The 26006-nt window shown below is 67.1% G+C and carries 24 protein-coding genes and 2 tRNA genes; 19 read left to right on the forward strand and 7 right to left on the reverse strand.

All coding sequences use genetic code 11. From position 1 onward, the window contains the following. Positions 1-22 precede the first annotated feature (22 nt). From IBX22_RS23330 to IBX22_RS23340, 3 genes are all read right to left on the reverse strand, one after another. The gene (locus IBX22_RS23330) at positions 23-1864 is read right to left on the reverse strand and encodes an FAD-dependent oxidoreductase (protein WP_305082262.1); all 1842 of its coding nucleotides are present in this window, start codon (positions 1862-1864) and stop codon (positions 23-25) included. An 80-nt stretch (positions 1865-1944) separates the two neighbouring features. Then, entirely contained in the window at positions 1945-2991 is a 1047-nt protein-coding gene (locus IBX22_RS23335; RefSeq protein ID WP_194817617.1) for an Hsp70 family protein, read from the reverse strand. Between the two features lie 128 nt (positions 2992-3119). Next, positions 3120-3668 (reverse strand): MarR family winged helix-turn-helix transcriptional regulator, encoded by a 549-nt coding sequence (locus tag IBX22_RS23340; RefSeq protein WP_194817618.1) that lies wholly within the window; start codon positions 3666-3668, stop codon positions 3120-3122. A 92-nt stretch (positions 3669-3760) separates the two neighbouring features. Here IBX22_RS23340 and IBX22_RS23345 point away from each other — a divergent pair. Next, positions 3761-3832, forward strand: a tRNA-Cys gene (locus tag IBX22_RS23345). 227 nt (positions 3833-4059) lie between these two features. Further along, a complete protein-coding gene (locus tag IBX22_RS23350) occupies positions 4060-5352 on the forward strand; it encodes a reverse transcriptase family protein (RefSeq protein WP_194817619.1) in 1293 nt (430 codons plus the stop codon). Positions 5353-5696: 344 nt separating this feature from the next. Here IBX22_RS23350 and IBX22_RS23355 read toward each other — a convergent pair whose 3' ends face one another. The 4 genes from IBX22_RS23355 to IBX22_RS23370 form a co-directional block, all read right to left on the reverse strand. After that, complete coding sequence (locus IBX22_RS23355; protein ID WP_194817620.1) at positions 5697-6638, reverse strand: tellurite resistance/C4-dicarboxylate transporter family protein; 942 nt, start codon at positions 6636-6638, stop codon at positions 5697-5699. Between the two features lie 482 nt (positions 6639-7120). Continuing rightward, positions 7121-7193: transfer RNA gene (locus tag IBX22_RS23360), tRNA-Arg, on the reverse strand. Positions 7194-7299: 106 nt separating this feature from the next. Next, positions 7300-7998 carry a DUF305 domain-containing protein gene (locus IBX22_RS23365; protein WP_194817621.1) on the reverse strand — a complete coding sequence of 233 codons (699 nt, stop codon included), beginning with the start codon at positions 7996-7998 and terminating at the stop codon, positions 7300-7302. Further along, a complete protein-coding gene (locus IBX22_RS23370) occupies positions 7999-8916 on the reverse strand; it encodes a DUF3105 domain-containing protein (RefSeq protein WP_194817622.1) in 918 nt (305 codons plus the stop codon). Positions 8917-9010: 94 nt separating this feature from the next. Between IBX22_RS23370 and argS the strand changes: the two genes are divergently transcribed. The 17 genes from argS (at position 9011) to IBX22_RS23450 (ending at position 25992) form a co-directional block, all read left to right on the forward strand. Continuing rightward, on the forward strand, positions 9011-10669 hold the full coding sequence (gene argS / locus IBX22_RS23375; RefSeq protein ID WP_194817623.1) for an arginine--tRNA ligase: 1659 nt from the start codon (positions 9011-9013) through the stop codon (positions 10667-10669). A gap of 55 nt (positions 10670-10724) precedes the next feature. Then, entirely contained in the window at positions 10725-12149 is a 1425-nt protein-coding gene (gene lysA, locus IBX22_RS23380; RefSeq protein WP_194817624.1) for a diaminopimelate decarboxylase, read from the forward strand. Next, positions 12146-13489, forward strand: a complete 1344-nt coding sequence (locus IBX22_RS23385; RefSeq protein ID WP_194817625.1) for a homoserine dehydrogenase — start codon at positions 12146-12148, stop codon at positions 13487-13489. Before lysA ends, IBX22_RS23385 begins: the two co-directional genes overlap by 4 nt. After that, entirely contained in the window at positions 13486-14577 is a 1092-nt protein-coding gene (gene thrC / locus IBX22_RS23390; protein WP_194817626.1) for a threonine synthase, read from the forward strand. The genes IBX22_RS23385 and thrC overlap by 4 nt, the downstream gene beginning before the upstream one ends. 1 nt (position 14578) lies before the next feature. Then, positions 14579-15556 (forward strand): homoserine kinase, encoded by a 978-nt coding sequence (gene thrB / locus IBX22_RS23395; RefSeq protein ID WP_228538926.1) that lies wholly within the window; start codon positions 14579-14581, stop codon positions 15554-15556. Positions 15557-15881: 325 nt separating this feature from the next. Then, positions 15882-17960, forward strand: coding sequence for a transcription termination factor Rho (rho, locus tag IBX22_RS23400; RefSeq protein WP_194817627.1), 2079 nt, complete (start codon positions 15882-15884; stop codon positions 17958-17960). 34 nt (positions 17961-17994) lie between these two features. Next, entirely contained in the window at positions 17995-18126 is a 132-nt protein-coding gene (locus IBX22_RS37960) for a hypothetical protein (protein ID WP_255526461.1), read from the forward strand. 453 nt (positions 18127-18579) lie between these two features. Then, positions 18580-18813, forward strand: a complete 234-nt coding sequence (rpmE, locus tag IBX22_RS23405) for a 50S ribosomal protein L31 (protein WP_194817628.1) — start codon at positions 18580-18582, stop codon at positions 18811-18813. Positions 18814-18921: 108 nt separating this feature from the next. Continuing rightward, a complete protein-coding gene (gene prfA, locus IBX22_RS23410; protein ID WP_194817629.1) occupies positions 18922-19992 on the forward strand; it encodes a peptide chain release factor 1 in 1071 nt (356 codons plus the stop codon). An 8-nt stretch (positions 19993-20000) separates the two neighbouring features. Next, entirely contained in the window at positions 20001-20873 is an 873-nt protein-coding gene (prmC, locus tag IBX22_RS23415; RefSeq protein WP_194817883.1) for a peptide chain release factor N(5)-glutamine methyltransferase, read from the forward strand. 28 nt (positions 20874-20901) lie between these two features. Then, positions 20902-21567: an L-threonylcarbamoyladenylate synthase gene (locus IBX22_RS23420; RefSeq protein ID WP_194817630.1), complete on the forward strand. Its 666-nt coding sequence runs from the start codon at positions 20902-20904 to the stop codon at positions 21565-21567. Between the two features lie 4 nt (positions 21568-21571). After that, positions 21572-22717 (forward strand): glycosyltransferase family 4 protein, encoded by a 1146-nt coding sequence (locus tag IBX22_RS23425; RefSeq protein WP_194817631.1) that lies wholly within the window; start codon positions 21572-21574, stop codon positions 22715-22717. Between the two features lie 10 nt (positions 22718-22727). Continuing rightward, complete coding sequence (locus tag IBX22_RS23430; RefSeq protein ID WP_194817632.1) at positions 22728-23177, forward strand: hypothetical protein; 450 nt, start codon at positions 22728-22730, stop codon at positions 23175-23177. 269 nt (positions 23178-23446) lie between these two features. Continuing rightward, entirely contained in the window at positions 23447-24277 is an 831-nt protein-coding gene (gene atpB / locus IBX22_RS23435) for a F0F1 ATP synthase subunit A (RefSeq protein WP_194817633.1), read from the forward strand. A 71-nt stretch (positions 24278-24348) separates the two neighbouring features. Beyond that, a complete protein-coding gene (locus IBX22_RS23440; protein WP_194817634.1) occupies positions 24349-24597 on the forward strand; it encodes an ATP synthase F0 subunit C in 249 nt (82 codons plus the stop codon). 5 nt (positions 24598-24602) lie between these two features. Continuing rightward, positions 24603-25163, forward strand: a complete 561-nt coding sequence (locus IBX22_RS23445; RefSeq protein ID WP_194817635.1) for a F0F1 ATP synthase subunit B — start codon at positions 24603-24605, stop codon at positions 25161-25163. A gap of 19 nt (positions 25164-25182) precedes the next feature. Continuing rightward, positions 25183-25992: a F0F1 ATP synthase subunit delta gene (locus tag IBX22_RS23450; RefSeq protein ID WP_194817636.1), complete on the forward strand. Its 810-nt coding sequence runs from the start codon at positions 25183-25185 to the stop codon at positions 25990-25992. Positions 25993-26006: the final 14 nt, after the last annotated feature.

The following is a 26006-nucleotide window of genomic DNA, read 5'->3' on the forward strand; positions in this document are numbered from 1 at the left end:
AATCCAACTGCGGCACCGCCATTCACAATGGCGGTGCCGCGGCTGTTTGCAGCCCCCCGATTTCGGCGGCGGCCCGGCAGGCCGATTCCAGCGCGCCTTCGATCCAGGCGTGCTTGTGGCTGGTGTGGTCACCGGCGAAGAGCAGGCGGCCGCCGGCTTCGGGGACACGGATCGCGGCGCTCAATTCCGCGGCCTGACCCGGCATGAACACCGCCGCCTCGCCGGAGGCCAGCGGCTCGGTCATCCAGGATTCGGTGGCCCAGTGACCGGTATAGGAGCCGGTGATCGATTCGGCGGAAATTCCGTGGGGGACAAAGGTATCCAGTAGACCGTCGAGGGCGCGGCCGGGGCGCTGGTCGGGCGGGACGGCGTCCCAGGCGGTGGCGTCGTCGGCCCAGGTGTAGGACGCGAGGACGATTCCACCGGCCGAACCCGGCGGGGTGTGCGAGGGAAAATAGGTGAACCGGTTCGCCTGGTCGGAGACCGCGCCGCCGCCGACACTCGGTCCCCACCAGCGGTCGTCGAATTCCAGCAGCACTTTGGTGGCCGCGTCGTAGTGCAGTTCGGCGATGGCCCGGCGCTTGTCCGGTGACAACTGCGGTGTGAATCCGACGTACCGCAGACCGGTGAACGGCACCGTGATGATCGCGGCGTCGGCGGTGTACTCGTGGCGATCGTCGGGATCCAGCGGGTCGCCGTCCTGACTGGTGCAGATCAGGCGCACGCCGGAGCCGGAGGTGTCGGCCTCGATCAGGCGGCGGTCCTGCACGATCGTGCCGGGCGTCAACTCGGCCGCCAATGCGGTGGTGAGGGTGTCCGTGCCCCCGGTCAGTTCCCAGAAAGTGTTGGTGGGAGCCAGATCCGCAGACGTGCCGAGCTGGTGCAGCAGGGCATGGGGGAGTCGTGAGGTCAGGTTCTCGATGGTGCCGACGGCGTCGATATCCGCCTCGTTCCAGCCCGCCTCTTCCACCAGCCAGCGGCGCAGTGAGTAGTTGTCGTAGCGGTAGAGCAGGTCGGCCAGAGCCTCCGCGCGGGATTCGGTGGCCGACCGCGACGGTTCGCTCTGCTGATGGACCGCGGCGTAGAGCTGTGTCAGCGGAAGCAGGGCCTCGTCGAGCATGGCGCGGGCCGTGCGGCGCAGCAGATCACCGGTGACTCCGAAACTCGAATGCACCGCGGACGGGCCGGTCAGGTACGCGGATTTGGCGGCGGTGACGCCGTTGACGGTGATCGGCCGGTTCCCGACCGGTTTCGGTGGGACATAGGCGATGTCGGGGCCCACGCCTGTCCAGGTGTCGCCGGGGTCGGACGAGGAGACGTATTCCACCCGCGGCGCCAGCGGGGGACCGGCCGCGTGCTCGGCCGCGACATCGATCAGATGGAACGGCCGCCGCCGCAACCCGAGGTCGTCGGCGAGGGCCGAGACCAGCACGTGCTGTGACGGCAGCCGCATCGCGCCGGCCTCCGCATGCAAGGTGCTGTCGGCCCACATGCCGCGAAATGTCTTGCAGCGCCCGCCCACTCGATCCCGCGCGGCCTCCAGCACAGTGACCTCGTGCCCGGCGCGTTGCAGGATTCGAGCCGCGCTCAGCCCGGCGATGCCCGCGCCGACCACCAGCACCTGCTTCGGGGTCGTCGTGATGCGCGGCCCGTCGATGAGGCTGCGCAGGTAACCGGTCTTCAGGTCGTTGTGGTTCTCGTCGAGGGTGAGGATGTCGCGGGCGCTGCTCAGGCAGCGGTCCCACAGGGCGGTATCGCGATGGGGCCCAGGCGCGCCGGTGGCGCGTCCCGCGGTCGTACCGAGCGTGGCCGTAGCGCCGAACATCGCACCCGCGGCCAGGATCTGTCTGCGTGTCCACGCCATGGCTAGCGCACCTTTTCTTCAGGCATACGCAGCAAACTAATAGCAAATAGTGCTGGTTGCCGTTCGGCGCGCGGAAGGAGCTATCGGAAGGAATCCACCGGCGGAATGCCCACGACCTCGACCGGGGTGGGTGGGGTGCCGTCGTGGCTGGAGGACGAATCGCGGTCCATCGCCAGTACGCCCGCGATGGTGGCGCCGAGCGCGGCTGTGACGGCAAGTGCGGCAATGAGTTTGCGGCGGTCGACGGTCGCCGGGGTGAGGTCGCTCAGTTTGGCGCGAGTGGTGCGCAGCTCCGCGGCCGGACGTCCGGTGGCGAGCAGCACCGCACCACGGGACGAAACCGCCTCGGGCTCCGGGTCGTAGATCATCGGCAGATCGATGAGTTCGGCGAGCGTTTCCTGGATGCTCGGACTGCGGACGCAACCACCCAGCAACACGATGGCTCCGGGCGGCGTCTCGGTCTGCTCGATCGTCTGGTGCACGAAGGACACCGAATGGTGGATGCCCGCGGCGCACAGCTCGGCGATATCGCTGCGGGTGAGCACCGCGCGGCCGCCGGAATTGTCGTCCATCGCGGTGACCACGCGGTCGACGCTGAGCGCCTCGCGGTGCCGGCGGCAGGTGATCTTGTCGGTGAGGACGCCGTCCCGCGCCAGCTGCCAGCGCAGCAGCGCGTCGAAACCATCGCCGCCGAGCACCGTGCTGCGTTTGCTGGACAGTACGGAATCGGTGCGGCAGTCCGAGTGCGTGATGGTCAGGCCGGAACTGCCGAGGTCGTAGAGCAGCACCGTGCCGTCCTCGGGCAGCTGGCCGGTGAAACGCAGATAGCGCAGCTGTGCAACGGGTTCGGAGACGATGGTGAGGGGCGTGGAACCCGCGGCGGCCCGGATGGCGTCGGCGTGCAGCGGGCAGCGGCAGGTCACCGCGGTTCCGGTGATGAGTTCGTCGCGCCGGTCGGCCGATCGGCGCATCTGCCGGATCGCTTCGAAGACGGCTTCTTCGACTCCGCCGCCGGCCCGGCGGGGCACGCGGCAGCGGTCGATCGGCGGGAGATGTGGCTGATCGGAATGTGTCAATACCGCGCGGGCGCCACCAGCGCCTGCCGATACCCCCAAGACCAGCACCATGCGCTCCATGGTGGACCTTTTCCGGGCTGCTGCCAAGGTGCGCGCCCGCGGAATTCGCTAGTTGGATGCCGGAACGTTATGGACACGCCGATCCGGCCGCGTAGGGGACTGTCCAGTTCGATTGCCGGTCAATGATCTCGAGCGGTCCAGCGGGCCTGCTCGTCGCCGGTATCGAAATCACCGGCGGCGTGCCGGAATTCCGCGAGCAGTTGCAACAGGGTGTGCAGGCGATCCGGGGGCAGGCCGGGCTGGGCGAACACCTTCGCGTTGAGTTCCCCGGTCGCCTCGGCGACGAGTTTCCGGCCCGCCTCGGTGATTTCGATGAGGGTGGCTCGGCGGTCGCTGGGATGCGGAACGCGTTGCACCAGCTGTGCCGCCTCCAGGCGATCCACGGTGTTGGTGACGCTGGTGGGGTGCACCTGCAGGCGCGCGCTGGCCTTGGCCATCGGCAGCGCGCCGGTCTTGCTGAAGCTCAGCAGGGCGAGCAGTTCGTAGCGCGAGAAAGTCAGACCGGTTGGTTTGAGCGCTTCGTCGACCCGGGCCATCACAATTTGCTGCGCGCGCACCAGAGACGTCACTGCGGCCATGCCGTCGGCCACCGCGCCCCAGCCGTGGCCGACCCACTGACGGTGTGCCTCCTCGATCGGGTCGAGCGGAAGCGGGCGTGGCCGGGACATGGACCCGATCATTCCATGCCGATCCGGGAATCGAATCACGGTGAGCGCAACTGTGGGCCGCGGTGTCGCGAAACGGGATAGTGATAGGCGAGGCGGGCGTGGCTGAGAGGTTTAGGCAGCGGTCTGCAAAGCCGTTTACGTGGGTTCGATTCCCGCCGCTCGCTCTAGGCCTGCAGCTCCGAGGTGACTCGGAGTGCAGGGTGTGCCAGGGTATTCCGGTGCGACAGCGGCGAGGCGAGTGTGGGTCGATGCGACCCGTCTCAGGGGTAACCCCTGGGTCAGGCAGGTCAGTTGGGCACAGCGTCCGAAACCACAGGGCACGCTCCGCGTGCATCTTGGTACGAAGGACGAAGGGTTCTGGTCGCCTCGCCGCCGTCGCATTTCTCCGTTCATGAGCGGTGCTGTTCCGCCCGATCTGGCCCGGGAACTGGCCTACTCCTTCGAGTTCCTCGGTGCGGAGTGGAGCCGGTCGAACCTGGCCGAGGCATTCGCGGAGATCGTCGAACCGGGCCGGGCCGAGGAACTGGCGCGCCGGGTCACGGATTTGATGCCGAGCGAACCACTCGATCCGGTCGGAACTCTCCAACGGCTCCTGGCGGAGTTGCCGAAATTGGCGACGATCGTCGTGTCGCTTCCGCCCGCCGCCGACGAGCTGGCCGATGAACTTCCCCGAACACAGCCTGCGCGTACGCGTTTCGGTGCGGTGGACATTCCGGATCTCGCGGCGCTGTGCGCGTTGCTCAATGTCACACCGGCCGAACTCGAATGGTTCGCCGACCACGGCAACTGGCTCCGTCGTGCCGCACAACCCTTGTCCCACTATCGATACCGGCAACTGCCGAAAACAAGCGGCGTCCGCCTCGTCGAGGCTCCGAAGGTCCGCCTGCGCGAAATCCAGCGGCGCATCCTGCATCGCGTGCTGAGCGAAATCCCGGCGCACCCAGCCTGTCACGGCTTCGAAAAGGGTCGCAGTGCAACAACCTTCGCCGCACCGCACGCCGGCGCGGAAGTCGTTGTCCGGGTAGACCTGCGCGATTTCTTCACCAGTATCGGCGTCGCGCGAGTCCGTGCGGTATTCGCAGCCTGCGGATATTCGCCCACGGTCGCCCAAGTCCTGGCCGACCTGTGCACCACGGCCACCCCGGTCGCCGAACTCCGCACCCTCGACTTCAACCAGCGAAACCTCCTGCGCGCCCGCCACTTACCGCAAGGCGCACCGACCTCACCCCGCCTCGCCAACCTCATCGCGCACGGCTTGGACCGCCGTCTGGCCGGTTACGCGACCCAGCATGGTCTCGTGTACACCCGCTACGCCGACGACCTGGCCATCTCCGGTAAGAGCGACCTCGACCCGGGTCGGACCATCTGGCTGGCAACCAAAATCGCGAAGTCCGAAGGCTTCTCGATTCGCCCCGGCAAAACCCGCATCCGCCGCCCGCACCAGCGCCAGATCCTCGCGGGCCTGGTCATCAACACCCACCCCGCAGTCCCACGCGACCGCTACGACGCCCTGCGCGCCCTCCTGCACAACTGCCTGCGCACCGGCCCTGCCACTCAGAACCGCGACGGCCACAACGACTTCCGCGCCCACGTCTACGGGTTGATCTCCTGGGTCGGCGAGACCAGCCCAGCTCGCCGCGACCGTCTCCTCGCCATGGCGGACCAGGTCGACTGGTCGAAATAGCTACCGAGTCACTGGAATCTGCTCTGTTCCAAGGACTTCTGTCATAGCCAAGACGTATTGTGGCTGTACCTCCTGCCGAGGGGCGATGGACTTGGTCTGACATCGCGCCCAGGAAGGAGGTGGTGGGGATGGCGAAACATCGCCGGGAGAGAGAGACCCCGGTCAGCTACGGCACCGCGTACGTCAGTGTTGCCGTAGCAGCCGGGGTAATCATCATCTACCTGGTCCGCCGAGTGCGGGCTAGGTAAACCCACCAGGTGGGGCGTCGTGTCAGCGGCGTCCCACCGCTCGGCATCACTTTCGTGACAAAGCAATGATACTTGGTAAGAGCAGTTCGGTATAGATCACGCGCGAGAACCCTGCGTTTTCGCCCACGATGTCCAGAGCAGCTCCGCGAAGACGATCACCCAGACGACTGCGGCCCCCGCCAGCAGCACCGCACCGAGGTCGTGCAGCGGGTGAATCTTCAGGGCGGCGGCGGTGGAGAGGGTAGCCACCGCGGTCATGCCGAGCGGAAAGACGGTCGCCCAGCGCCGGATGTTGTAACCAGGCCGCTTGTTGAAGACCTCGGCCGCCAGCAACACGACATACCCCATCAGACAGAGACCGAGCAGAACCAACGTGACCACCCGCAGCACGGTGTGCCCAACCCCCGTCCAGTGTTGCCACGCAGCGAGTTTCGAAGCCGCGAGCGCAGAAATAGCCAGCGCCCCCGCCGCCACCCACTGATCCCCCGCCCCCCGCCAGACCTGGGCGACATCGAAATGCGCGAACGCCACCACATAAAGCGGAATCCCAACTCCGAAGAACCCCAGCGCAACCCACATCAGCCACCCACCCCGCCCCGCCTGCGCCAGCGTGGCACCGAGCACCGCAACACCCTGCGTCGCAACACAAACCAAAAACGCGGCCCCCGGCATCCGCCTACCCCAATGCCGAACCACAAACCCCAGCAACACCGGCCACGCCACCACCGCCACCACAAGCAACACCACCGCCCCCCACTGCCACCCCGCCAACGACAGCCGAGTCCCCAACACCGTCGTAGCAGCAACCCCCGTCAGCGCGGGCGCAGTCGCAGCCTCGGTCTCCCAACGCGAGTGATCCCCGAGCAACCGAGTCCCGAAGTCGACCGCCAACACCACCCACGCCCCGCCGGCGAGAGCGAGGGTAACCCAAGACGCCACCTCGAAATCCATGAGATGCAGGCCAACCGACAGAATCCCGGTGGCCATAACAAACGCCCCCGCTGCCGGCGGCAACTCCCGCCACCACTGCTGTGTCATCCCGCCATCTCAACCCGCCCACTACCCCCGGTCAAGCAACACGTCGGCAACAGCCCCAAGATGCCTTGATAGCCAGCGACGACCCGACCCGTGCCGACCGCGGACGCTCGCCGTCGCTTATCGGCGTAGCCAGACGGATTCAGCGTTGGGGAACAGTCGGTGCGGCCGAGCCGGGGCGTAAGTCGCAGCGGCGGAAGAGTTTTCGCCATCATCAACCTGGCGCCGAGCTGGCCCGACGAAAGCATTTCAGCTAGGCGCGGCTGGCGCCGCTGGTTCGGACGCGGCTGAGGATCGACTCCCTGCCGGACCCCGGGCAGGCTGATCAGCTCAGACCCCGCCCGCCCGTGATCCGCGGCAAGTGAACGGGGGTCCGGGGGCGAAGCCCGCCGGGCGGGTTGTGGGGGTTGCACCCCCACAAAATTCGAGTGAAACGAGAATGGCTCATGCTCTTGATGAGCATGAGCCAAGCACGAGAGGAACGGTGCCCTCGGCAGGAATCGAACCTGCGGCCTTCTGCTCCGGAGGCAGACGCTCTATCCCCTGAGCTACGAGGGCGGGATAGTTCTCGATCGGGCGCCGGGAGGGCGTCCGATCGGGCGGGGAAAGCGTATCGCATCCCCGGCCTACCGCCAAAAAGGAGGGCGGGCCGGGGAGTTCGCGATCAGTTGAGGGGGAGGGGGGTGCCGCCGCGGGTGGTGAGCATGCGGGTGATCAGCTGGGCTTCGTTCTGCTGGGTTCCGCCCATGGTTTCCGCCAGCGTGCGCACGGCGGTGGTTTCCGCGTGTGTGGCGGCGTACTGGATCATCGACAGCCCGCCCTGGTGGTGGCGCAGCATCAGGCGCAGGAACATGGTGTCCAGCTCGGGGGCCTGGCGCAGGGCGGCAAGTTCTTCGGCGGTGGCCATGCCGGGCATGGTCGCCATCGGACCGGTGTGCTGGGCGGCGGTGGCCGCGCCGCCGTGATGTCCGGCGGACGGTTCGGTCATCCAGGCCATATAGCCGTCGACGCTCTGGGCGGGCTTGCCCCACAGCTGCAGCCAGCCCTGCATGCGGCCGACCTGGGCCTGCTGGGTGGTCATGATGTCGTAGGCCAGCCGGCGCACATCGTTGTCGGTGGAGCGGAGCAATGCCACGCCCGCCATTTCCACCGCCTGCGCGTGATGCGCGGACATGTCCTGGGTGAAGCCGATGTCGACGGCGCCCGGATCGGGTTCGGACGCGCCGTCCAGCGGGATGCGCGCCATGGTGCCGACGGCGAAACCGAGCAGGATCGCCCCGATGACGCCCAGGACCAGCAGTGCGGTCCGCTGGCCCCGCACCTGCGTCCGGAATCCGGACTCGGTTTCGCTGTCGGCCGTCATCTACTGCGTCGCCGGGGGTGCCACGGGTTCGATGGGCGCCGCAGGTGCGGTCGGCACACCGGTCAGGCCCGGAATGTTCGGCACACCGGGAATGGTGGGCTGACCGGCGCCGCCGAGCTCACTCTGATCGGTGGGGATGCCGGTGCCGTCCACCGGAACCGCGTCCGGGCCCGGCGGCGCCGGATCGAACGGCGCCGGGTTGTCCCGGTCGAAGTACGGATTGGAGCAGTCCGCGCCGATCTCGGGGTAGACGCCGTACGGGTTCTGCCGCAGCGCGGTGATGAACTGCCCGACGCGCTTGTCGTTCGGATCGTCCAGCTTCAGCTGATGACCCCAGGACTGCAGCGAAACCGCCGATTCCAGCCCGGGATAGGGCGACATCATCGTGTACTGCTTGCCCTCGACCTTGCGCTTCAAGACGTCCAGCCCGGCCCCGTCGACCTTGTCGGGGTTGTAGGTGATCCACACCGCGCCGTGCTCGAGCGAGTGCACCGCGTTCTCGGTGCGAATCGGCTTGCTGTACACCACACCGGTGCAGGCGGCCCAGGACGAATCGTGGGGTCCGCCGTAGGCCGGCGTCGTGTCGTAGGCCACGCGCTGGGTGGGCTGGATGTGCTTGCCGGCGCCCTGGGCGTAGTCCTTCTTCACCACGCCCGGGATCTGCTCGGACGGGTCCTTCTTCTCCGCGCTCGGCGTGTATTTGTCGAGCTCGGCCTGCTCGCGGTACTTCGGGACCAGGCTGTAGGCCAGGGCGCCGACCAATGCGATGATTACCGCGGCGGCACCGATGGCCAGCCACGGGATCTGGCGCTTGGGTCGAACTTGGTCTCTGCCGCCCCCCTTGCGGAGGGAAGGTGAAGCCTTCCCGGCGGCTCGGACGGCCTTGGCCGATTTCGAGGCGCTCTTACTACTCGGCATCGCTCGTTGTGCTCTCTCGACGTGATGATTCCGCTAGTGCTGCGCGGTGCCCGCCCGAAGGTGTTCACCTGCCCAGACCATAGGATAGTTACTCGTGACTCCAGCTGACCTTGCATCTCTCCTTCGCGCAACCGCCGCGAAGGTGCTTGTCGAACGTGGACTGGACCCTGCGGTCCTGCCCGACGAGGTCAGTGTGGAACGCCCCCGTAATCCGGAACACGGTGACTATGCCACGAATTTGGCGATGCAGGTTGCCAAGAAAGTCGGAACCAACCCGCGCGAGCTCGCTACCTGGCTTGCCAGTGCCCTTGCCGAAGCCGACGGTGTGGACGCCGCGGACGTCGCCGGGCCGGGCTTCCTGAACATCCGGCTGGCCGCTGCCGCGCAGGGCGCGATCGTGGCGAAGATCCTGCAAGCGGGCGCCGGCTACGGCACTGGCGAGTCGCTGACCGGCACCAAGATCAACCTGGAGTTCGTCTCGGCGAACCCGACCGGCCCGATCCACCTCGGCGGCACCCGCTGGGCCGCCGTCGGTGACGCGCTGGGCCGGATTCTGTCCGCTCAGGGCGCAGCGGTGACCCGGGAGTACTACTTCAACGACGCCGGCGCGCAGATCGACCGGTTCGCCAATTCCCTGGTCGCAGCCGCGACCGGCGCCCCAACCCCGCAGGACGGGTATGCGGGCGCCTACATCACCGAGATCGCCGACGCGATCGTCGCGCAGCACCCGGACGCCGCGAGCCTGCCCGAGCAGGAACGCCACGAACTGTTCCGCGGCGAGGGCGTCGAGATGATGTTCGCCCACATCAAGAAGACGTTGCACGATTTCGGCTGCGACTTCGACGTCTACTTCAACGAGAGCTCGCTGTTCGCCTCCGGCGCGGTCGACAACGCCGTCGCGGAGTTGAAGGCCTCGGGCAATCTGTACGAGAAGGACGGCGCCTGGTGGATCGCCAGCACCGAGTACGGCGACGACAAGGACCGTGTCGTGCTCAAGAGCGACGGCACCTCGGCCTACATCGCCGGTGACATCGCCTACTTCCAGAACAAGCGGTCGCGCGGCTTCGACCTGTGCATCTACATGCTGGGCGCGGACCACCACGGCTACATCGGCCGTTTGAAGGCCGCCGCCGCGGCGTTCGGCGACAACCCGGACACCGTCGAGGTGCTCATCGGCCAAATGGTGAACCTGGTGAAAGACGGCGCCGCCGTGAAGATGAGCAAGCGCGCGGGCACGGTGATCACGCTCGACGACCTGGTGGAGGCCATCGGCGTCGACGCCTCGCGGTATTCGCTGGTGCGCTCCTCGGTGAACTCGAGCATCGATATCGACCTGGACCTGTGGACCAAGCAGGAAAGCGTCAACCCGGTCTACTACGTGCAGTACGCGCACGCCCGCACCTGCAGCATCACCCGCAACGCGGCGGAATTCGAATTCGCTTCGGTGCCAGTGGATCTCGGCCTGCTGACCGCCGAACGCGAGACCAAGCTGATCGGCGTCCTGGCCGAGTTCCCCCGCGTCGTGGCCACCGCCGCGGACATGCGGGAACCGCACCGCGTCGTGCGCTACCTGGAAGAAGTGGCCGGCGCCTACCACCCGTTCCAGTCCGACGACGATATGCGCGTGCTGCCCAAGGGCGACGAACCCGTCACCCCGCGCCACGCCGCCCGGCTGCAGCTGGTCAAGGCGACCCGTCAGGTGCTGGCCAACGGCCTCGCCCTGCTGGGTGTGAGCGCACCGGAGCGGATGTGAACGCACACCTATCGAAGTGCGCGCGCGCACTCGTGAACCCCCGAAAGGAACAGAAGTGAGCGGCGCACATCCCGCTGGACCCCGGCATGCCGAAATCCCGCACGCCCCGAATCTTCCGGAGCGCCCGAGCGATCCGAAGCAGATGATCGCGCTGCCCGCGAATGTGTGGCCCCGCAACGCTTCTCGCGGCGACGACGGTGTGGTCAGCCTGGCCGGTGTCCCCGTGGCCGACCTCGCCGAGCAGTTCGGCACCCCGCTGTTCGTGGTGGACGAGGACGATTTCCGGTCCCGCTGCCGCGACATGGTGCGCGCCTTCGGGCCGAACGCCCGGGTGCACTACGCCTCCAAGGCTTTCCTGTGCGGTGAGATCGCGCGCTGGATCCGCGACGAGGGCCTGTCCCTGGACGTGTGCTCCGGCGGCGAACTCGCCATCGCGCTGCACGCGGGTTTCCCGGCGGAGCGAATCGCGTTGCACGGCAACAACAAATCCGTCGCCGAGCTCGAGGCCGCGGTGGCCGCGGGCGTGGGCCACGTGGTGCTCGACTCGCTGTACGAGATCGAGCGCCTGGAAGCCGTCGCCGGTGCGGCCGGTGTGGTGCAGGATGTCCTGATCCGCGTCACCGTCGGCGTGGAAGCCCATACGCACGAATACATTTCGACCGCGCACGAGGATCAGAAGTTCGGCTTCTCCATCTCCGGCGGCGACGCCATGGAGGCGCTGGCCCGGGTATTCGACGCCGACAACCTGCGCCTGGTCGGCCTGCACTCGCACATCGGCTCGCAGATCTTCGAGATCGACGGTTTCGAGATCGCCGCCCGCCGCCTGCTCGCCCTGCTGCGCGAAGCCATCGAGAAGTTCGGCGTGGAGCGCACCGCGCAGATCGCGACGCTGGATCTCGGTGGCGGCCTTGGTATTTCGTACCTGCCGAACGATGATCCGCCGCCGCTGGACGAGTTCGCGCGCAAGCTGCGCGGCCTGGTCGAGACCGAAGCGGCACACGCTGGTCTGCCCACCCCGGAGATCGCGGTGGAACCGGGCCGTGCCATCGCCGGCCCGGGCACCGTCACCCTCTATGAGGTCGGCACCATCAAGGACGTCTCGCTCGACGGCGGCAACCGCCGCCGCTACGTCAGCGTCGACGGCGGCATGAGCGACAACATCCGGCCCGCGCTGTACCAGGCCGATTACGACTGCCGCCTGGTTTCGCGGTCCTCGGACGCGCCCGCCGTGGTCGCGCGCGTCGTCGGAAAGCATTGCGAGAGCGGCGATATCGTCATCCGCGACACCTGGATGCCCGCCGATGTCGGCCCCGGCGATCTGATCGCCGTCGCGGCGACCGGTGCGTATTGCTATTCGATGTCGAGCCGATACAACCAGTTGACCCGTCCGGCGGTCGTCGCCGTCCGGGATGGTCAGCCGCGTTTGATTCTGCGCCGGGAAACGGTGGCGGATTTGCTCAGCCTGGAGGTGGAACAGTGACCGAACAGAGAAACGAGACCTGGGGCATCGATCGTCCGATCGGTGTCGCGGTGCTCGGTATGGGCAATGTCGGCACCGAGGTCGTGCGGATTCTGCGGGACCACGCCGATGACCTGCGGTCGCGCGTCGGTGCTCCGGTGGTGCTGCGCGGTGTCGCCGTGCGCAACCTGGAGCGGGACCGCGGGCTTCCGGCCGAACTGCTGACCACCGACGCCGAAGCGCTCGTCGCGCGTGCCGATGTCGACCTGGTCGTAGAGGTCATGGGCGGTATCGATCCGGCCCGCAGCCTGATCCTGGCTTCGCTGAACGCGGGCAAGTCCGTGATCTCCGCGAACAAGGCGCTGCTGGCCGACTACACCGGCGAACTCGCCGCCGCCGCGGAGCGCAATCGCGCCGACCTGTACTTCGAGGCCGCCGTCGCCGGCGCCATCCCGGTGGTGCGCCCGCTCATCCAGTCGCTGTCCGGCGACCGGGTGAACAAGGTGGTCGGCATTGTCAACGGCACCACCAACTTCATCCTGTCCGCGATGGATGAGACCGGCGCCGACTACGAGATCACCCTCAAGGAAGCGACCCGCCTGGGTTACGCCGAGGCCGATCCGACCGCCGACGTCGAGGGCTACGACGCCGCCGCCAAGGCCGCGATCCTGGCCTCGCTGGCGTTCCACACCCGCGTGACCGCCGCCGATGTCTACCGTGAAGGCATCTCCAAGATCACCTCCGAGGATCTGGAGACCGCCTCCGCGCTGGATTGCACGGTCAAGCTGCTGGCCATCTGCGAACGTGTGCCCGGGAACCCGCCCGCGGCGGAGGGCGGCAAGGATCGCATCTCGGTGCGCGTCTACCCGGCGCTGATCCCGCGCAAGCACCCGCTCGCCGCGGTCACCGGCGCGTTCAACGCCGTGGTCGTCGAGGCGGAGAACGCCGGCCGCCTGATGTTCTACGGGCAGGGCGCCGGCGGCGCCCCGACCGCCTCCGCGGTGCTCGGCGATCTGGTGATGGCCGCGCGCAACAAGTTCTACGGTGGCCGCGCTCCGGGCGAATCGGTTTATGCTGAGCTACCGATCGCGCCGATCGGCGACACACCCGCCCGCTACCACGTGAACCTGCAGGTCGAAGACGTCCCGGGCGTCCTGGCCAAGGTCGCGGGTGAATTCGCCAACCACGGGGTCAGCATCTCCACCGTCCGCCAGGCCGGGCACGGCGAGGGTGCGCGCCTGGTCGTGGTCACCCACCACGCCCTGGAATCGGCGCTCGCGGACACCGTCGCCGCGCTGGCGGAGATGGAATCCGTCACATCCGTGACCAGCGTTTTGAGATTGGAAGGCACCGAGGAATGAGCATCCCCGTCGCACCGCAGTCGAAAGTGCACTCGCGCTGGCCGGGTCTGATTGCGGCATACCGTGACCGTCTCGAAGGTGCGGCCGACTGGGAGCCGGTGACCCTGTTCGAGGGCGGCACCCCGCTGGTCCCCGCACCGCACCTGTCGGAGCTGACCGGCTGCGAGGTGTACCTCAAGGTCGAAGGCGCGAACCCGACCGGTTCCTTCAAGGACCGTGGCATGACCATGGCCATGACCGACGCGAAATACCGCGGTCAGAAGGCTGTGCTGTGCGCGTCCACCGGTAACACCTCGGCCTCGGCCGCCGCCTACGCCACCCGCGCCGGCATGAGCTGCGCGGTGCTGATCCCGCAGGGCAAGATCGCGATGGGCAAGCTGGCCCAGGCCGTCATGCTCGGCGCCAAGATCATCCAGGTGGACGGCAACTTCGACGACTGCCTCGAGCTGGCCCGCAAGGTCACCTCCGACTTCCCCGAGGTCGGCCTGGTGAACTCGGTCAACCCGGCCCGCATCGAAGGCCAGAAGACCGCGGCCTTCGAGATCTGCGACGTGCTCGGCAAGGCCCCCGATGTGCACGCGCTGCCCGTGGGCAACGCCGGCAACATCACCGCGTACTGGCGCGGCTACCGCGAGTACTACGCCGACGGCGTCACCACGAGCCTGCCGCGCATGCTCGGCGTGCAGGCCGCCGGTGCCGCGCCGCTGGTCAACGGCGCCCCGGTGTCGAACCCGGAGACCATCGCCACCGCCATCCGGATCGGCGCGCCCGCATCCTGGAACGGCGCGATGGAGGCCAAGGAGCAGTCCGGCGGCGTCTTCCGCGCGGCCACAGACGAGGAAATCCTCGAGGCGTACCGCCTGGTCGCCGCCACCGAGGGTGTTTTCGTCGAGCCCGCCTCGGCCGCTTCGGTCGCCGGCGTGCTCGCGGCGCGCAAGGAGGGCTGGCTGGATTCCGGTCTCACCGTCGTCTGCACCGTCACCGGCAACGGCCTCAAGGACCCCGACACCGCCCTGCTCGGCCTGCTGGAAGTGCAGGCTGTCGCGGTGGACCCGGTCGCCGTCGCCCGCCAACTCGAGCTGGCCTGAGTTGAACTCGCGCGACACCCAATTGGCTCCGGACCCCGCTCGGGTTCGGACCCTGCCCCCCGGAATCGCCGTCACCGCACGGGTTCCGGCGTCCACCGCCAATCTCGGTCCCGGATTCGACTCGCTCGGAATGGCTTTGGGCCTCTTCGACGAGATCCAGGTGCGCACTACCGATTCCGGCCTTACGATCCGGGTGGAGGGTGAGGGCGCCGATGACGTGCCCTGGGGCCCTTCGCATCTCGTCGTGCGCGCGATCGAGCGCGGCCTGGAGGCCGCCGGCGTCTGGGCCGACGGCCTCGATGTGGTGTGCCACAACGTGATTCCGCACTCCCGTGGTCTCGGTTCCTCGGCCTCCGCGGTGGTCGGCGGGCTGGCCGCCGGCAGCGCGCTGGCCGCGAAACTCGACCCCGAGCTGGGTCTGGACCTGGAGCAACAGGTGCAGCTGGCCTCGGAATTCGAAGGCCACCCCGATAACGCGGCGGCCAGCGTGCTCGGCGGCATCGTCGTGTCCTGGACCGAATCCGCGGTCGAGGCCGACAGCTCGCACGGTCGCTGTTATCGCGCCGTGCGCCTGGACGCCCATCCGACACTGCGTCCGGTGGTGCTCATTCCGGAGGAGCGCTCGTCCACCGCGCACACCAGAGGTTTGCTGCCCGACACCGTGCCGCACGGCGACGCCGCGTTCAATGTCAGCCGTGCCGCGCTCGCGGTCGTGGCCCTCACCGAGCGCCCTGACCTGCTGATGTCCGCCACCATGGACCGTCTGCACCAGGCTCAGCGAGCCCCTGCGCTGCCGTTGACCACGGCCTGGATCGCGCGTTTGCGGGAAGCCGGAATTCCGGCCACCGTTTCCGGCGCCGGGCCGACCGTGCTGGCCTTGTGTACCAGCGAATTCCCCGCGGAATTGGCCGAACTCGCGGCCGCGGACGGCCTTCGAGTGGTCGAGCCTGGACTCGCCGAGGGAGTCCAGGTCAGCTAACGGCGAGTCTGCCTTGCCGTGCTTCACACTATCCAGCTATCCTGGGCAAGTCCGTACATCGTGCGCATCAGACGCCGGTGCTTCATCAGGGCAATCGCTCCAGCAGGCTCCAGGCTCGAGCCTCCAGGCCATGGAGGTGCTGCGTAGCTGCGCAACTGGAATGATCTCTCCCACCTTTTTGGAGTTGGGCCCTGCACAACCGGTGGCGTAACCGCCGGGTTCGGTGGAGCAGGTGATATACGGCATCCGAGTCCGGCACAGTGCCCGGACTGCGGGACGAACCCTCGAAACAGCACACGGCAGTCGAGGGAAGGAAAGGAATTCCGTGACAGATACGGACCTGCTCGCGACGCCCGGGGTGGAAAACAACCCAAGTAACTCGGGTCGCGAAAGTGAATCCGGACAGATTGCGAAGATGAGCGAACACACCGACGTCGCACGATCGGGGCTGACTGGAATGTTGTTGCCGCAGTTGCGCCAGCTTGCGGGGGAGCTCGGAATCCGAGGCACCTCCGGAATGCGCAAAGGCGATTTGATCGCCGCCATCAAGGAAAATCAGGCTGGAAAGGCGGCCCCGGCGAAAGCCGAGAAGGCCGAAAAGTCCGCGCGTAGCGAAGCGAAGGCCGAGCAGGCGACCCTCGACGTGACGCCTGCGGCCCCGGCCGAGGCGCCCAAGGTCGCCGCTCCCGAAGCCGCCGCCGCTCCCGAGGCTGCTCCGGCGAAGGCTGCGAAAACCGAAGCCGCTCCGGCGGATGCCGCGCCGGGCGATGCCTCCGAGGACGCCGGTCGGGAATCCGGCCAGCGGGGCCGTGGTCGGCAGCGGCGCGGCCGTGACCAGGCGCGATCCGGCGGCGAGAACGCCGAGGCGCGTGGTGACGAGCCGAAGCAGGATGCCGAACAGGGCGAGCGTCGCCGGGAGCGCAACCAATCGGGTGATCGCAACCAGTCCGGTGACCGTAGCCAGGGCGAGCGCAACCAGAACGGAAATGGCAACAGCGGCAACCGCGGTGGCGAAAACCGTGGTGGCGAGAACCGTGGTGAGAACCGTGGCGGTCAGGATCGCGACCGCGACAACCGTGGCAGCGAGAACCGTGGCGGCCAGGATCGCGACCGCGACAACCGTGGCGGCGACGACGAGGAAGGCGGCCGCGGCCGCCGGGGCCGTCGTTTCCGCGAGCGGCGTCGTGGGCGTGACCGCGAGGGCAGCGCCCCCGGTGGTGGCAGCGAGGCGCGCGAGTTCGAAATCCGCGAGGATGACGTGCTGCAGCCGGTCGCGGGCATCCTCGATGTGCTGGACAACTACGCGTTCGTTCGCACCTCGGGCTACCTGGCCGGGCCGAACGACGTCTACGTGTCGATGAACCTCGTCCGCAAGAACGGCCTGCGCCGCGGTGACGCGATCACAGGTGCGGTGCGTGCGGCGCGTGACGGCGAGCAGACCAACCAGCGTCAGAAGTTCGATCCGCTGGTGCGTCTGGACACGGTCAATGGCAGTGACGTCGACAGCGCCAAGCGGCGTCCTGAGTTCAACAAGCTCACCCCGCTCTACCCGAATCAGCGGCTGCGCCTGGAGACTCAGCAGAACAAGCTGACCACCCGGGTGATCGATCTGATCATGCCGATCGGTAAGGGCCAGCGAGCGCTGATCGTGTCACCGCCGAAGGCGGGTAAGACCACGATCATGCAGGACATCGCGAATGCGATCGCCATCAACAACCCCGAGGTCTACCTCATGGTTGTGCTGGTCGACGAACGTCCCGAAGAGGTCACCGACATGCAGCGTTCGGTGAAGGGTGAGGTCATCGCCTCCACCTTCGACCGGCCGCCGCTGGATCACACCTCGGTCGCCGAGCTCGCCATCGAGCGGGCGAAGCGCCTGGTGGAAATGGGCAAAGACGTTGTCGTGCTGCTCGACTCGATCACCCGATTGGGCCGCGCGTACAACAACTCCTCGCCGGCTTCGGGCCGCATCCTCTCCGGTGGTGTCGACTCGACCGCGCTGTACCCGCCCAAGCGGTTCCTCGGCGCGGCGCGCAATATCGAGAACGGCGGCTCGCTGACGATCATCGCCACCGCAATGGTGGAGACCGGTTCGACCGGTGACACGGTGATCTTCGAGGAGTTCAAGGGCACCGGCAACGCCGAGCTCAAGCTGGACCGCAAGATCGCGGAACGGCGCGTGTTCCCCGCGGTGGACGTCAACCCGTCCGGTACCCGTAAGGACGAGCTACTGCTGAGCCCGGACGAGGCGGCCGTGCTGCACAAGCTGCGCCGCGTACTGTCCGGCCTGGATTCGCATCAGGCGATCGATCTGCTGATCGACCGTTTGAAGAAGTCCAAGAACAACCTGGAGTTCCTGATGTCGGTCAGCAAGACAGCGCCGGGTGGCGCGATCGACGAGTAGTACGAACTCGACTGTCACCGAAAGGGTCTCGCGCATGCGAGGCCCTTTCGGTGTATTCGGGCGGAAGAAGAACAGCCCGATCAGCGCGGCTCCGGAGATCATGAAGGTCAGCAGGATGGTGGCCGGGCTGACGGTGTCGCCCGAGGCGGCGGGCTCGGCCTGGTAGTAGGCGACTGTTTCCGCTGTCGAATAAACGGGGGTGGCCTCCGGTACCGCGAACCAGCCCACCGCGACAGCGAGAGTCAACAACCCGAAGACCGCCAAGGCGATGCGGCTGTTCATATCGTTCTCCCCTCTGTCGTCGGCACGCCGGTGTGCTCTTGTCCTCCAGGCCCCAAACTCTATGAACAGCTGTGTTCGCATTCTTGAGTAGCGAACTACCCGTCTTAGGCTCCCGTAAGAGCGCTCCAATTGCGTGCCCGCACTTTCTGGGGCGGTGGAGGAGGGGGGCCTACCTGGCCCGGGAATAGACCGGAGGCAGGGGGCGTTTTGGCAGCGTAGCGGCGGTTCTGGCATACTGGATCGCTGTGCGTCTGCCCATCGGCAGACAATCCCGCCTAGTCGGCTCCGGTTCACGCTCCTTCGCGGGCGACCCGGCGGCCATTTTGAAAGGACACCCATGAGGGCAGGAATCCACCCGACCTACGTCGACACCACCGTCGTCTGTGGTTGTGGCAACACCTTCCAGACTCGCTCCACCAAGGAGTCCGGACACATCAGCGTCGAGGTCTGCTCGCAGTGCCACCCGTTCTACACCGGCAAGCAGAAGATCCTCGACACCGGCGGCCGCGTGGCCCGCTTCGAGGCTCGCTACGGCAAGCGTGCGGGCAAGAAGGCCGAAGACGCCTCCTAGCTTCCTCCCCGACGCCCGGTCCTGCATATGCAGACCGGGCGTCGGTGCATTTCTTGGCAAAGACAATGCCAGAGGCCCCCGCACTGCAGAAATAGACAAGGAAGCATCATGACGCAGCCGTCCGCGATCGACGACATTCTGGCCGAGTACCAGGGCCTGGAGACCCAGTTGGCCGATCCGTCGCTGCATAACGACGCGGGCGCCGCGCGCCGGGTCGGTAAGCGATTCGCCGAGCTGGCCCCGGTGATGTCCACGTACAACAAACTGAAGGCCGCGCACGACGATCTCGCCGCCGCCCAGGAGCTGGCCGCCGACGATCCGGCGTTCGCCACGGAGATTCCCGAGCTGCGGCGCCAGACCGAGGAGCTGGAAGCGGCGCTGGCCGACCTGCTCGCCCCGCGCGACCCGCACGACAGCGACGACGTCGTGCTCGAGGTCAAGTCCGGCGAAGGCGGCGAGGAATCCGCGCTGTTCGCCGCCGACCTGGCCCGCATGTACATCCGCTACGCCGAACGGCACGGCTGGAAGGTGGAGGTGCTCGGCGCCACCTACACCGAACTGGGCGGCTACAAGGAAGCGACGCTGTCGATCAAGAGTCGCGACGCGGCCCGCGACGGCGTCTGGTCGCGCCTGAAGTTCGAGGGTGGTGTGCACCGGGTGCAGCGCGTGCCGGTCACTGAATCGCAGGGCCGTATCCACACCTCCGCCGCGGGCGTGCTCATCTACCCCGAACCCGACGAGGTCGAGGAGGTGCAGATCGACGAAACCGATCTGCGCATCGATGTGTACCGCTCCTCCGGCAAGGGCGGTCAGGGCGTCAACACCACCGACTCCGCCGTGCGCATCACCCACCTGCCCTCCGGCATCGTGGTGACCTGCCAGAACGAGCGCTCCCAGCTGCAGAACAAGGCGCGCGCCATGCAGGTGCTCGCCGCGCGTCTGCAGTTGCTCGCCGAAGAGCAGGCCGAGCAGGAAGCGTCCGCGGGCCGGGCCAGCCAGATCCGCACCGTGGACCGCTCCGAGCGCATCCGCACCTATAACTTCCCGGAAAACCGCATCGCCGATCACCGCGTCGGATTCAAGGCACACAATCTGGACGCCGTGCTCGACGGTGAACTGGATGCCCTGCTCGACGCGCTCGGCAAAGCGGACCGCGAAGCCCGCATGGCGGCGGAGTAATGAGCGAGGTGCGCCGGGTGGCTCTACGCCCGGCGATCAACGAAGCCACCGAGGCACTAGCGGCCGCGGGCATCCACAGCCCGCGCGCCGACGCCGAACAGCTGGCGGCGCACCTGCTCGGAGTGGAACGCACCCGCCTGGCACTGGTTCCGTTGGTCGAACCCGACCTGCTCGCCGACTTCCGCGCGCTGGTCGACCACCGCGCGCACCACGTCCCGCTGCAGCACCTCACCGGTGTTGCCGCTATGGGCGCGATCGACCTCGCCGTCGGCCCAGGCGTTTTCGTCCCGCGCCCCGAGACCGAGGTCCTGTTCGCCTGGGCCCTCGCCCAGCTGGAGGCGCTGCCACACGACCACCAGCCGATCGTCGTCGACCTGTGCACCGGCTCCGGCGCATTGGCCCTGGCCATCGCCCACGCCCGCCCCGACGCCGACGTGCACGCCGTCGAAATCGATCCCGACGCCGTGAAATGGGCCCGCCGCAACGCCGACGACCGCATCGCCGCCGGCGACACCGCGATCACCCTCTACGCCGACGACGCCACCGACCCAAACCTGCTCACCGACCTGAGCGGCCGCGTCGACCTGCTCGTCTCCAACCCGCCCTACATCCCCGCCGGCGCGCAGCTGGATCCCGAAGTGGCAGAACACGATCCGCACCGCGCCCTATTCGCGGGCACGGACGGCCTGGACGTCATCCGCCCGATGATCCCCGTGATCACCCGCCTACTCCGCCCCGCCGGCGCCCTCGCCATCGAACACGACGACACCAACGGCTCCGCCACCGCCAAACTCCTCGCCGAATCCGGCCAGTTCACCGATATCGCCGAACACCTCGACCTCGCCGAAAAACCCCGCTTCGTAGTAGCCACCCGTACTTAGCTCTCAGGCCCCGTGACAGGATGGGGCCGTGAGTACCGTCTACGACTGCGCGGATACCGACTCGCGCGCCGCCGGACTGTCCGCAGCGACGAGCGCCCTGAAGTCCGGGCGGCTGGTGGTGTTGCCTACCGACACGCTGTATGGCCTGGCTGCCGATGCCTTCGACTCGACCGCGGTGAGTTCGCTGCTCGCGGCCAAGCGGCGTGGGCGGGACATGCCGGTGCCGGTGCTGGTCGGTTCCTGGCACACCATCGATGGCCTGGTGTTCTCGGTGCGTCCGCAGGCTCGGGAGCTGATCCGGGCGTTCTGGCCCGGCGGCCTGAGTCTTGTTGTGCAGCAAGCGCCTTCGCTGGCCTGGGACCTCGGTGATACGCGCGGAACGGTGATGCTGCGGATGCCGCTGCACCCGGTCGCGCTGGAGTTGCTGCGTGAGGTGGGCCCGCTCGCGGTGTCCAGCGCCAATGTGTCCGGGCAGCCGCCCGCCACGACCGCGGCCGAGGCGCGCGATCAGCTCGGTTCGCTGGTCAATGTGTATCTCGACGGCGGACCCGCTGATCATGCCGTCGCCTCCACCATCGTCGACCTCACCTCCGATCAGCCGCGGATCCTGCGTGAGGGCGCGGTGCCGGTGGCCGAAATCGCCGAGGTGCTCGGGATGAAGCCGGACGAACTCACCAGTCCCGCTGCCCGGTGATCGGATGAGTGCTGTTGTGCCGCTGCGCGAGCTATTGCTCGTGCTGCTCATCTCGGCCACTGTCACGTTCCTGGCCACCGGCGGAATCCGGACCATCGCCATCGCTTTCGGCGCGGTTGCTGTACCCCGCGAGCGGGACGTGCACGTCAAGCCGATCCCGCGGATGGGCGGCGTCGGCATGTACATCGGTCTGGTGGCGGCGGTGCTTTTCGCGCACCAATTGCCCGCGCTGCGCCGGGGATTCGACTACGCGCCCGATATTCCGGCGGTGCTCGTCGCCGCCACCATCATCGTGCTGGTCGGCATTGTCGACGACCGCTGGGGCCTGGACGCGCTCACCAAATTCGCAGGTCAGGTCACCGCCGCCGGCGTGATGGCGGTGATGGGGCTGAGTTGGTACAGCATTTACAACCCGTTCAGCAATTCGACAATTTCGCTTGATGCACTGCAGGGTGGCCTGGTTACCGTCCTGGTGACGGTCACGCTCGTAAATGCGATGAACTTCGTCGACGGCCTCGACGGTCTCGCCGCGGGGCTCGGATTGATTTGCGCCGGTGCGGTGTTCGTGTTTGCTGTCGGTTTGATGAATGAACAGGGCGGCTCGGTCGACACCTATCCGCCCGCGTTGCTCGCCGCCGCTTTGGCGGGTGCGTGCCTGGGATTTCTGCCGCACAATTTTTCGCCCGCCCGGATTTTCATGGGTGATTCCGGCTCCATGTTGATCGGACTGGTGCTCGCCGCGGCGTCCACAAGTGCGTCCGGCCGGATTCCACTTCAAGGTTTCGGGCCGCGCGACATCGTCGGTCTGCTCTCACCGCTGCTGCTGGTCGGCGCGGTGATGTTCATTCCGGTCCTGGACTTGGTGCTGGCGATCGTGCGCCGGGTCCGGGCCGGCGTGAGTTTTTCGACTCCGGACAAAATGCACTTGCATCACCGCCTGCTGCAGATCGGTCATTCGCAGCGGCGTGTGGTTTTGCTCATCTATTTATGGGTCGGCGTGCTGGCTTTCGGTGCGGTCGGAAGTTCGCTGATGGACCGCACGGTGGTGGTGTTGCTGATGGCCGCCGGCCTGCTTTTCGCCCTGATCGTCACCGCCGTGCCGGGCCTGCGGCGCGGGGAGGCGGCCGAGGGGCACCAGCCGCCCGGGTAAAGTTTTCGGCGTGACCTTTACTCCGAAGCCGATCCCCGGACCCGACGCCCCGCTGAAGTCGGCGCTGCGTTACGGCCTCGTCGGGTTGGCCGTCCTGGTCGTGCTCGCCGTCGCGATCGGGACCGCGACGGCCGGGATGCCCGGCCTGTGGGGCGCCCTGATCGGCGCCGCGATCGGCGGCGGATTCATCCTCACGACGGCCGCCGTGGTGCTGTTCGGCGCCAAGCTTCCGCCGAGCACCGCGGGCCTGATCATCCTGGTCAGCTGGGTTGGCAAGCTGCTCGTGGTGCTGTTGGTGGTGGCCGTGCTGCAGCAATTCGACTTCTACAACCGCGTGGCTTTGTTCCTCACCGTGGTGGGTGCGCTGCTGATCGTTCTGGGCGCCGAGACGTACGGCGTTCTCCGCCAAAAGGTTCCGTATGTGACCACCCCGGCGGGCGACTCCGATACCAGCGAGTAGGAAAAATGCTCACCCCCCTACACAGCGTCGTAGATAACTTGGTAAAGTGTTGGTAAGCAAGCACCCAAGGTAGGGGGGGTCACCAAGATCCCGCCAAGTGCCGCTATGCTTACTGCCGTACCGGGCCCGGAGGGCTTCGGTTCTGCATGTCGACGATGTCGCCGACACACGTACAGACGCCCAAGCGGTTTGCCGCTCAGCTGCTGACGAACTTCGAGCCGACCTAGTCGACCCAAATTGATCGTCAATGTCCGATCGAACCGCGGGATATGACCGTACCCGCGGCCCGAACACGGGAGAGAACGCTGAGCGTCACCACTTTGGCGGCGGGCGAGTTCCATGCGCCTTCGCTAGATGACTTTTTCCCTGAAGCTGTGCTGTTCGAGGGAACGTTCTTCGAACTCGACCGTTTGATGCTCGTCCGCATCTTGATGACGGCGCTGCTACTCGGCTTCATGCTGCTGGCATTCCGCAGCCCGAAGATCGTCCCGCGCGGCTTGCAGAACGTTGCCGAATACGGCTTGCTCTTCGTGAAGGAGCAGATTTGCGACGAGGTTCTCGGTAAAGAATCCGGACGCAAGTTCTTCCCGCTCATCGCGACCATCTTCTTCACGGTCCTCTTTCTGAACTTCTCCGGTGTCATTCCGGGTTTGAACATCTCGTCGAACGCCCGCATCGGCATGCCGCTGGTACTGGCCGTCCTCGCCTACGTCACCTTCAACTACGTGGGCATCAAGAAGTACGGCTTCCTCAAGTACATGCGCAGCTCCATCGTGGTTCCGAATGTTCCGCCCGCGCTGCATCTGCTGCTGATCCCGATCGAGTTCATCTCGACCTTCGTGCTCCGGCCGTTCACTCTGACCGTCCGACTCATGGCGAACATGCTGGCGGGCCACATCATGCTGGTCCTGTTCTTCAGCGCGACGCAGTTCTTCCTCTTCGACGCCGTAGCGTGGATGAAGATCTTCTCGCCGTTCTCGCTGCTGGCCGGCCTCGGATTCACGCTGTTCGAACTGCTGGTGGTCTTCCTGCAGGCGTACGTCTTCGCCCTGCTGACCGCCGTCTACATCGGGCTCGCGCAGCACGCAGATTCTCACTGACCGACAACTTACGACTGGATACCTGCTCCCCGCCGACCGGCGGTGTGTGCAACAGAAAGGGAAAGAAACTCATGAGCCTCGCGTACCTGGCCCAGGAAGCCGCCACCACCGGCGAAAAGGTCAAGGGCTACGGCGCCATCGGCTACGGCCTGGCTGCCATCGGCCCCGGCATCGGCGTCGGCATCGTGGTCGGTAAGGCCATCGAGGGCATCGCCCGCCAGCCCGAGCTGCAGGGCACGATCCGGACCAACATGTTCCTCGGTATCGCGTTCACCGAGGCGCTGGCCCTGATCGGCCTCGTCGCCGGCTTCATCTTCTGATTGCGATGACCGGCATGACTGTGCTCGCGGCGACTGCGGGGGAGGATCGTAATCCCCTCGTTCCCGAGCTGTATGACATCTTTTGGTCGGCAGTCTGCCTGCTTGTAATCGGCATCGTCTTCTACAAGTACGTCGTTCCGCGCCTGATGAAGGTGCTGGACGAGCGTGCCGAGAAGATCGAGGGCGGAATGGCCCGCGCCGAGGTCGCGCAGGAAGAAGCCCAGCAGACACTCGAGCAGTACAAGCAGCAGCTGGCCGACGCTCGCCTGGAAGCCGCGCGCATCCGTGAGGAAGCCCGGACTCAGGGGCAGGAAATCCTGGCGCAGATGCGCTCGGAGGCCCAGGCCGAGAGCGATCGCATTGTGGCCGCCGGCCACAGCCAGCTGGAAGCCCAGCGCCAGCAGATCCAGAACGAGCTGCGTTCGGAAGTCGGCCGTACGGCCGTCGATCTGGCCGAGAAGGTTATCGGTCAGTCGGTTTCGGACGAAGCCAAGCAGGCGGCATCGATCGAGCGGTTCCTGACCGAACTCGACGAGTCGAATGCCGGCATCGGGGTCGGAAGGTAACGACGCGAAAGTGAGAAGCATGTACGCAGCGAGCCGTGAGGCAAGCGCCCGGTCCCGGGAGGCGCTGCGCGCCGCCCTGACCGGAAGCGACAGCGTTGCCGCCACGACGGGCTCTGAACTGTTCGCCGTTGTCGCCGTGCTGGACGAACAGCGTTCGCTGCGTGTTGCGCTCGCGGACGTGTCGGTGCCTGGTTCGGCGCGAGCCGAGCTCAGCGAGCGGGTCTTCGGCGGCAAGGTCAGTCCTGCCACACAGGCAGTGCTGACCACCGCCGTCGCCCAGGACTGGTCCCGCACCGCCGATCTGGTCGACACCCTGGTGTTGCTCGGGCAGGAAGCGTTGCTGGAGTCGGCGGCCGACAGCGGCAAGCTCGACGCGGTGGAGGACGAGCTGTTCCGGCTCGGTCGCATCATCGCCGACAGCCCCGAACTGGAGCAGGCACTGTCGGATCGCTCGAAGCCCGCACAGGGCAAGCGCGAACTGATCGCCCGGTTGCTGAACGGCAAGGCCACCGACATCACGGTGACCCTCGCCGAACAGGCCGTCACGCGGCAGAAGATCAGCATCGGTGACGCGTTCGACGCACTGTCCGACTTGGCGGCCGCCCGGCGCGAACAGATTGTCGCGCATGTGCAGGCTGCGATCGAGCTGACCCAGCAGCAGCAGGACCGGCTGGCCGGCTCCCTGCAGCGCATCTACGGCAAGCCGGTCGCAGTGCACGTCGAGGTCGATCCGAATCTGCTGAGCGGGCTGGTTGTCCGCGTCGGCGACGACGTGATCGACGGCAGCGCCATCGGCCGACTGGAGCGGCTGCGCCGCGAGCTCGCCTGAGCCCGGCCTCCCAC

Source organism: Nocardia sp. XZ_19_385 (genome assembly GCF_015355755.1).
GTDB lineage: Bacteria > Actinomycetota > Actinomycetes > Mycobacteriales > Mycobacteriaceae > Nocardia.

Coding starts and splice junctions, on each gene's coding strand:
- IBX22_RS23340 (WP_194817618.1), bottom strand. CDS start 3,668: ATGTCCCGGCCACGCCCGCTTCCGCTCGACCCGATCGAGGAGGCACAC.
- rpmE (WP_194817628.1), top strand. CDS start 18,580: ATGAGGGCAGGAATCCACCCGACCTACGTCGACACCACCGTCGTCTGT.
- IBX22_RS23440 (WP_194817634.1), top strand. CDS start 24,349: ATGAGCCTCGCGTACCTGGCCCAGGAAGCCGCCACCACCGGCGAAAAG.
- IBX22_RS23365 (WP_194817621.1), bottom strand. CDS start 7,998: ATGACGGCCGACAGCGAAACCGAGTCCGGATTCCGGACGCAGGTGCGG.
- IBX22_RS37960 (WP_255526461.1), top strand. CDS start 17,995: ATGCGAGGCCCTTTCGGTGTATTCGGGCGGAAGAAGAACAGCCCGATC.
- IBX22_RS23370 (WP_194817622.1), bottom strand. CDS start 8,916: ATGCCGAGTAGTAAGAGCGCCTCGAAATCGGCCAAGGCCGTCCGAGCC.
- IBX22_RS23350 (WP_194817619.1), top strand. CDS start 4,060: ATGAGCGGTGCTGTTCCGCCCGATCTGGCCCGGGAACTGGCCTACTCC.
- atpB (WP_194817633.1), top strand. CDS start 23,447: ATGACCGTACCCGCGGCCCGAACACGGGAGAGAACGCTGAGCGTCACC.
- prfA (WP_194817629.1), top strand. CDS start 18,922: ATGACGCAGCCGTCCGCGATCGACGACATTCTGGCCGAGTACCAGGGC.
- IBX22_RS23445 (WP_194817635.1), top strand. CDS start 24,603: ATGACCGGCATGACTGTGCTCGCGGCGACTGCGGGGGAGGATCGTAAT.
- IBX22_RS23330 (WP_305082262.1), bottom strand. CDS start 1,864: ATGGCGTGGACACGCAGACAGATCCTGGCCGCGGGTGCGATGTTCGGC.
- thrC (WP_194817626.1), top strand. CDS start 13,486: ATGAGCATCCCCGTCGCACCGCAGTCGAAAGTGCACTCGCGCTGGCCG.
- IBX22_RS23450 (WP_194817636.1), top strand. CDS start 25,183: ATGTACGCAGCGAGCCGTGAGGCAAGCGCCCGGTCCCGGGAGGCGCTG.
- IBX22_RS23335 (WP_194817617.1), bottom strand. CDS start 2,991: ATGGTGCTGGTCTTGGGGGTATCGGCAGGCGCTGGTGGCGCCCGCGCG.
- IBX22_RS23355 (WP_194817620.1), bottom strand. CDS start 6,638: ATGACACAGCAGTGGTGGCGGGAGTTGCCGCCGGCAGCGGGGGCGTTT.
- IBX22_RS23425 (WP_194817631.1), top strand. CDS start 21,572: ATGAGTGCTGTTGTGCCGCTGCGCGAGCTATTGCTCGTGCTGCTCATC.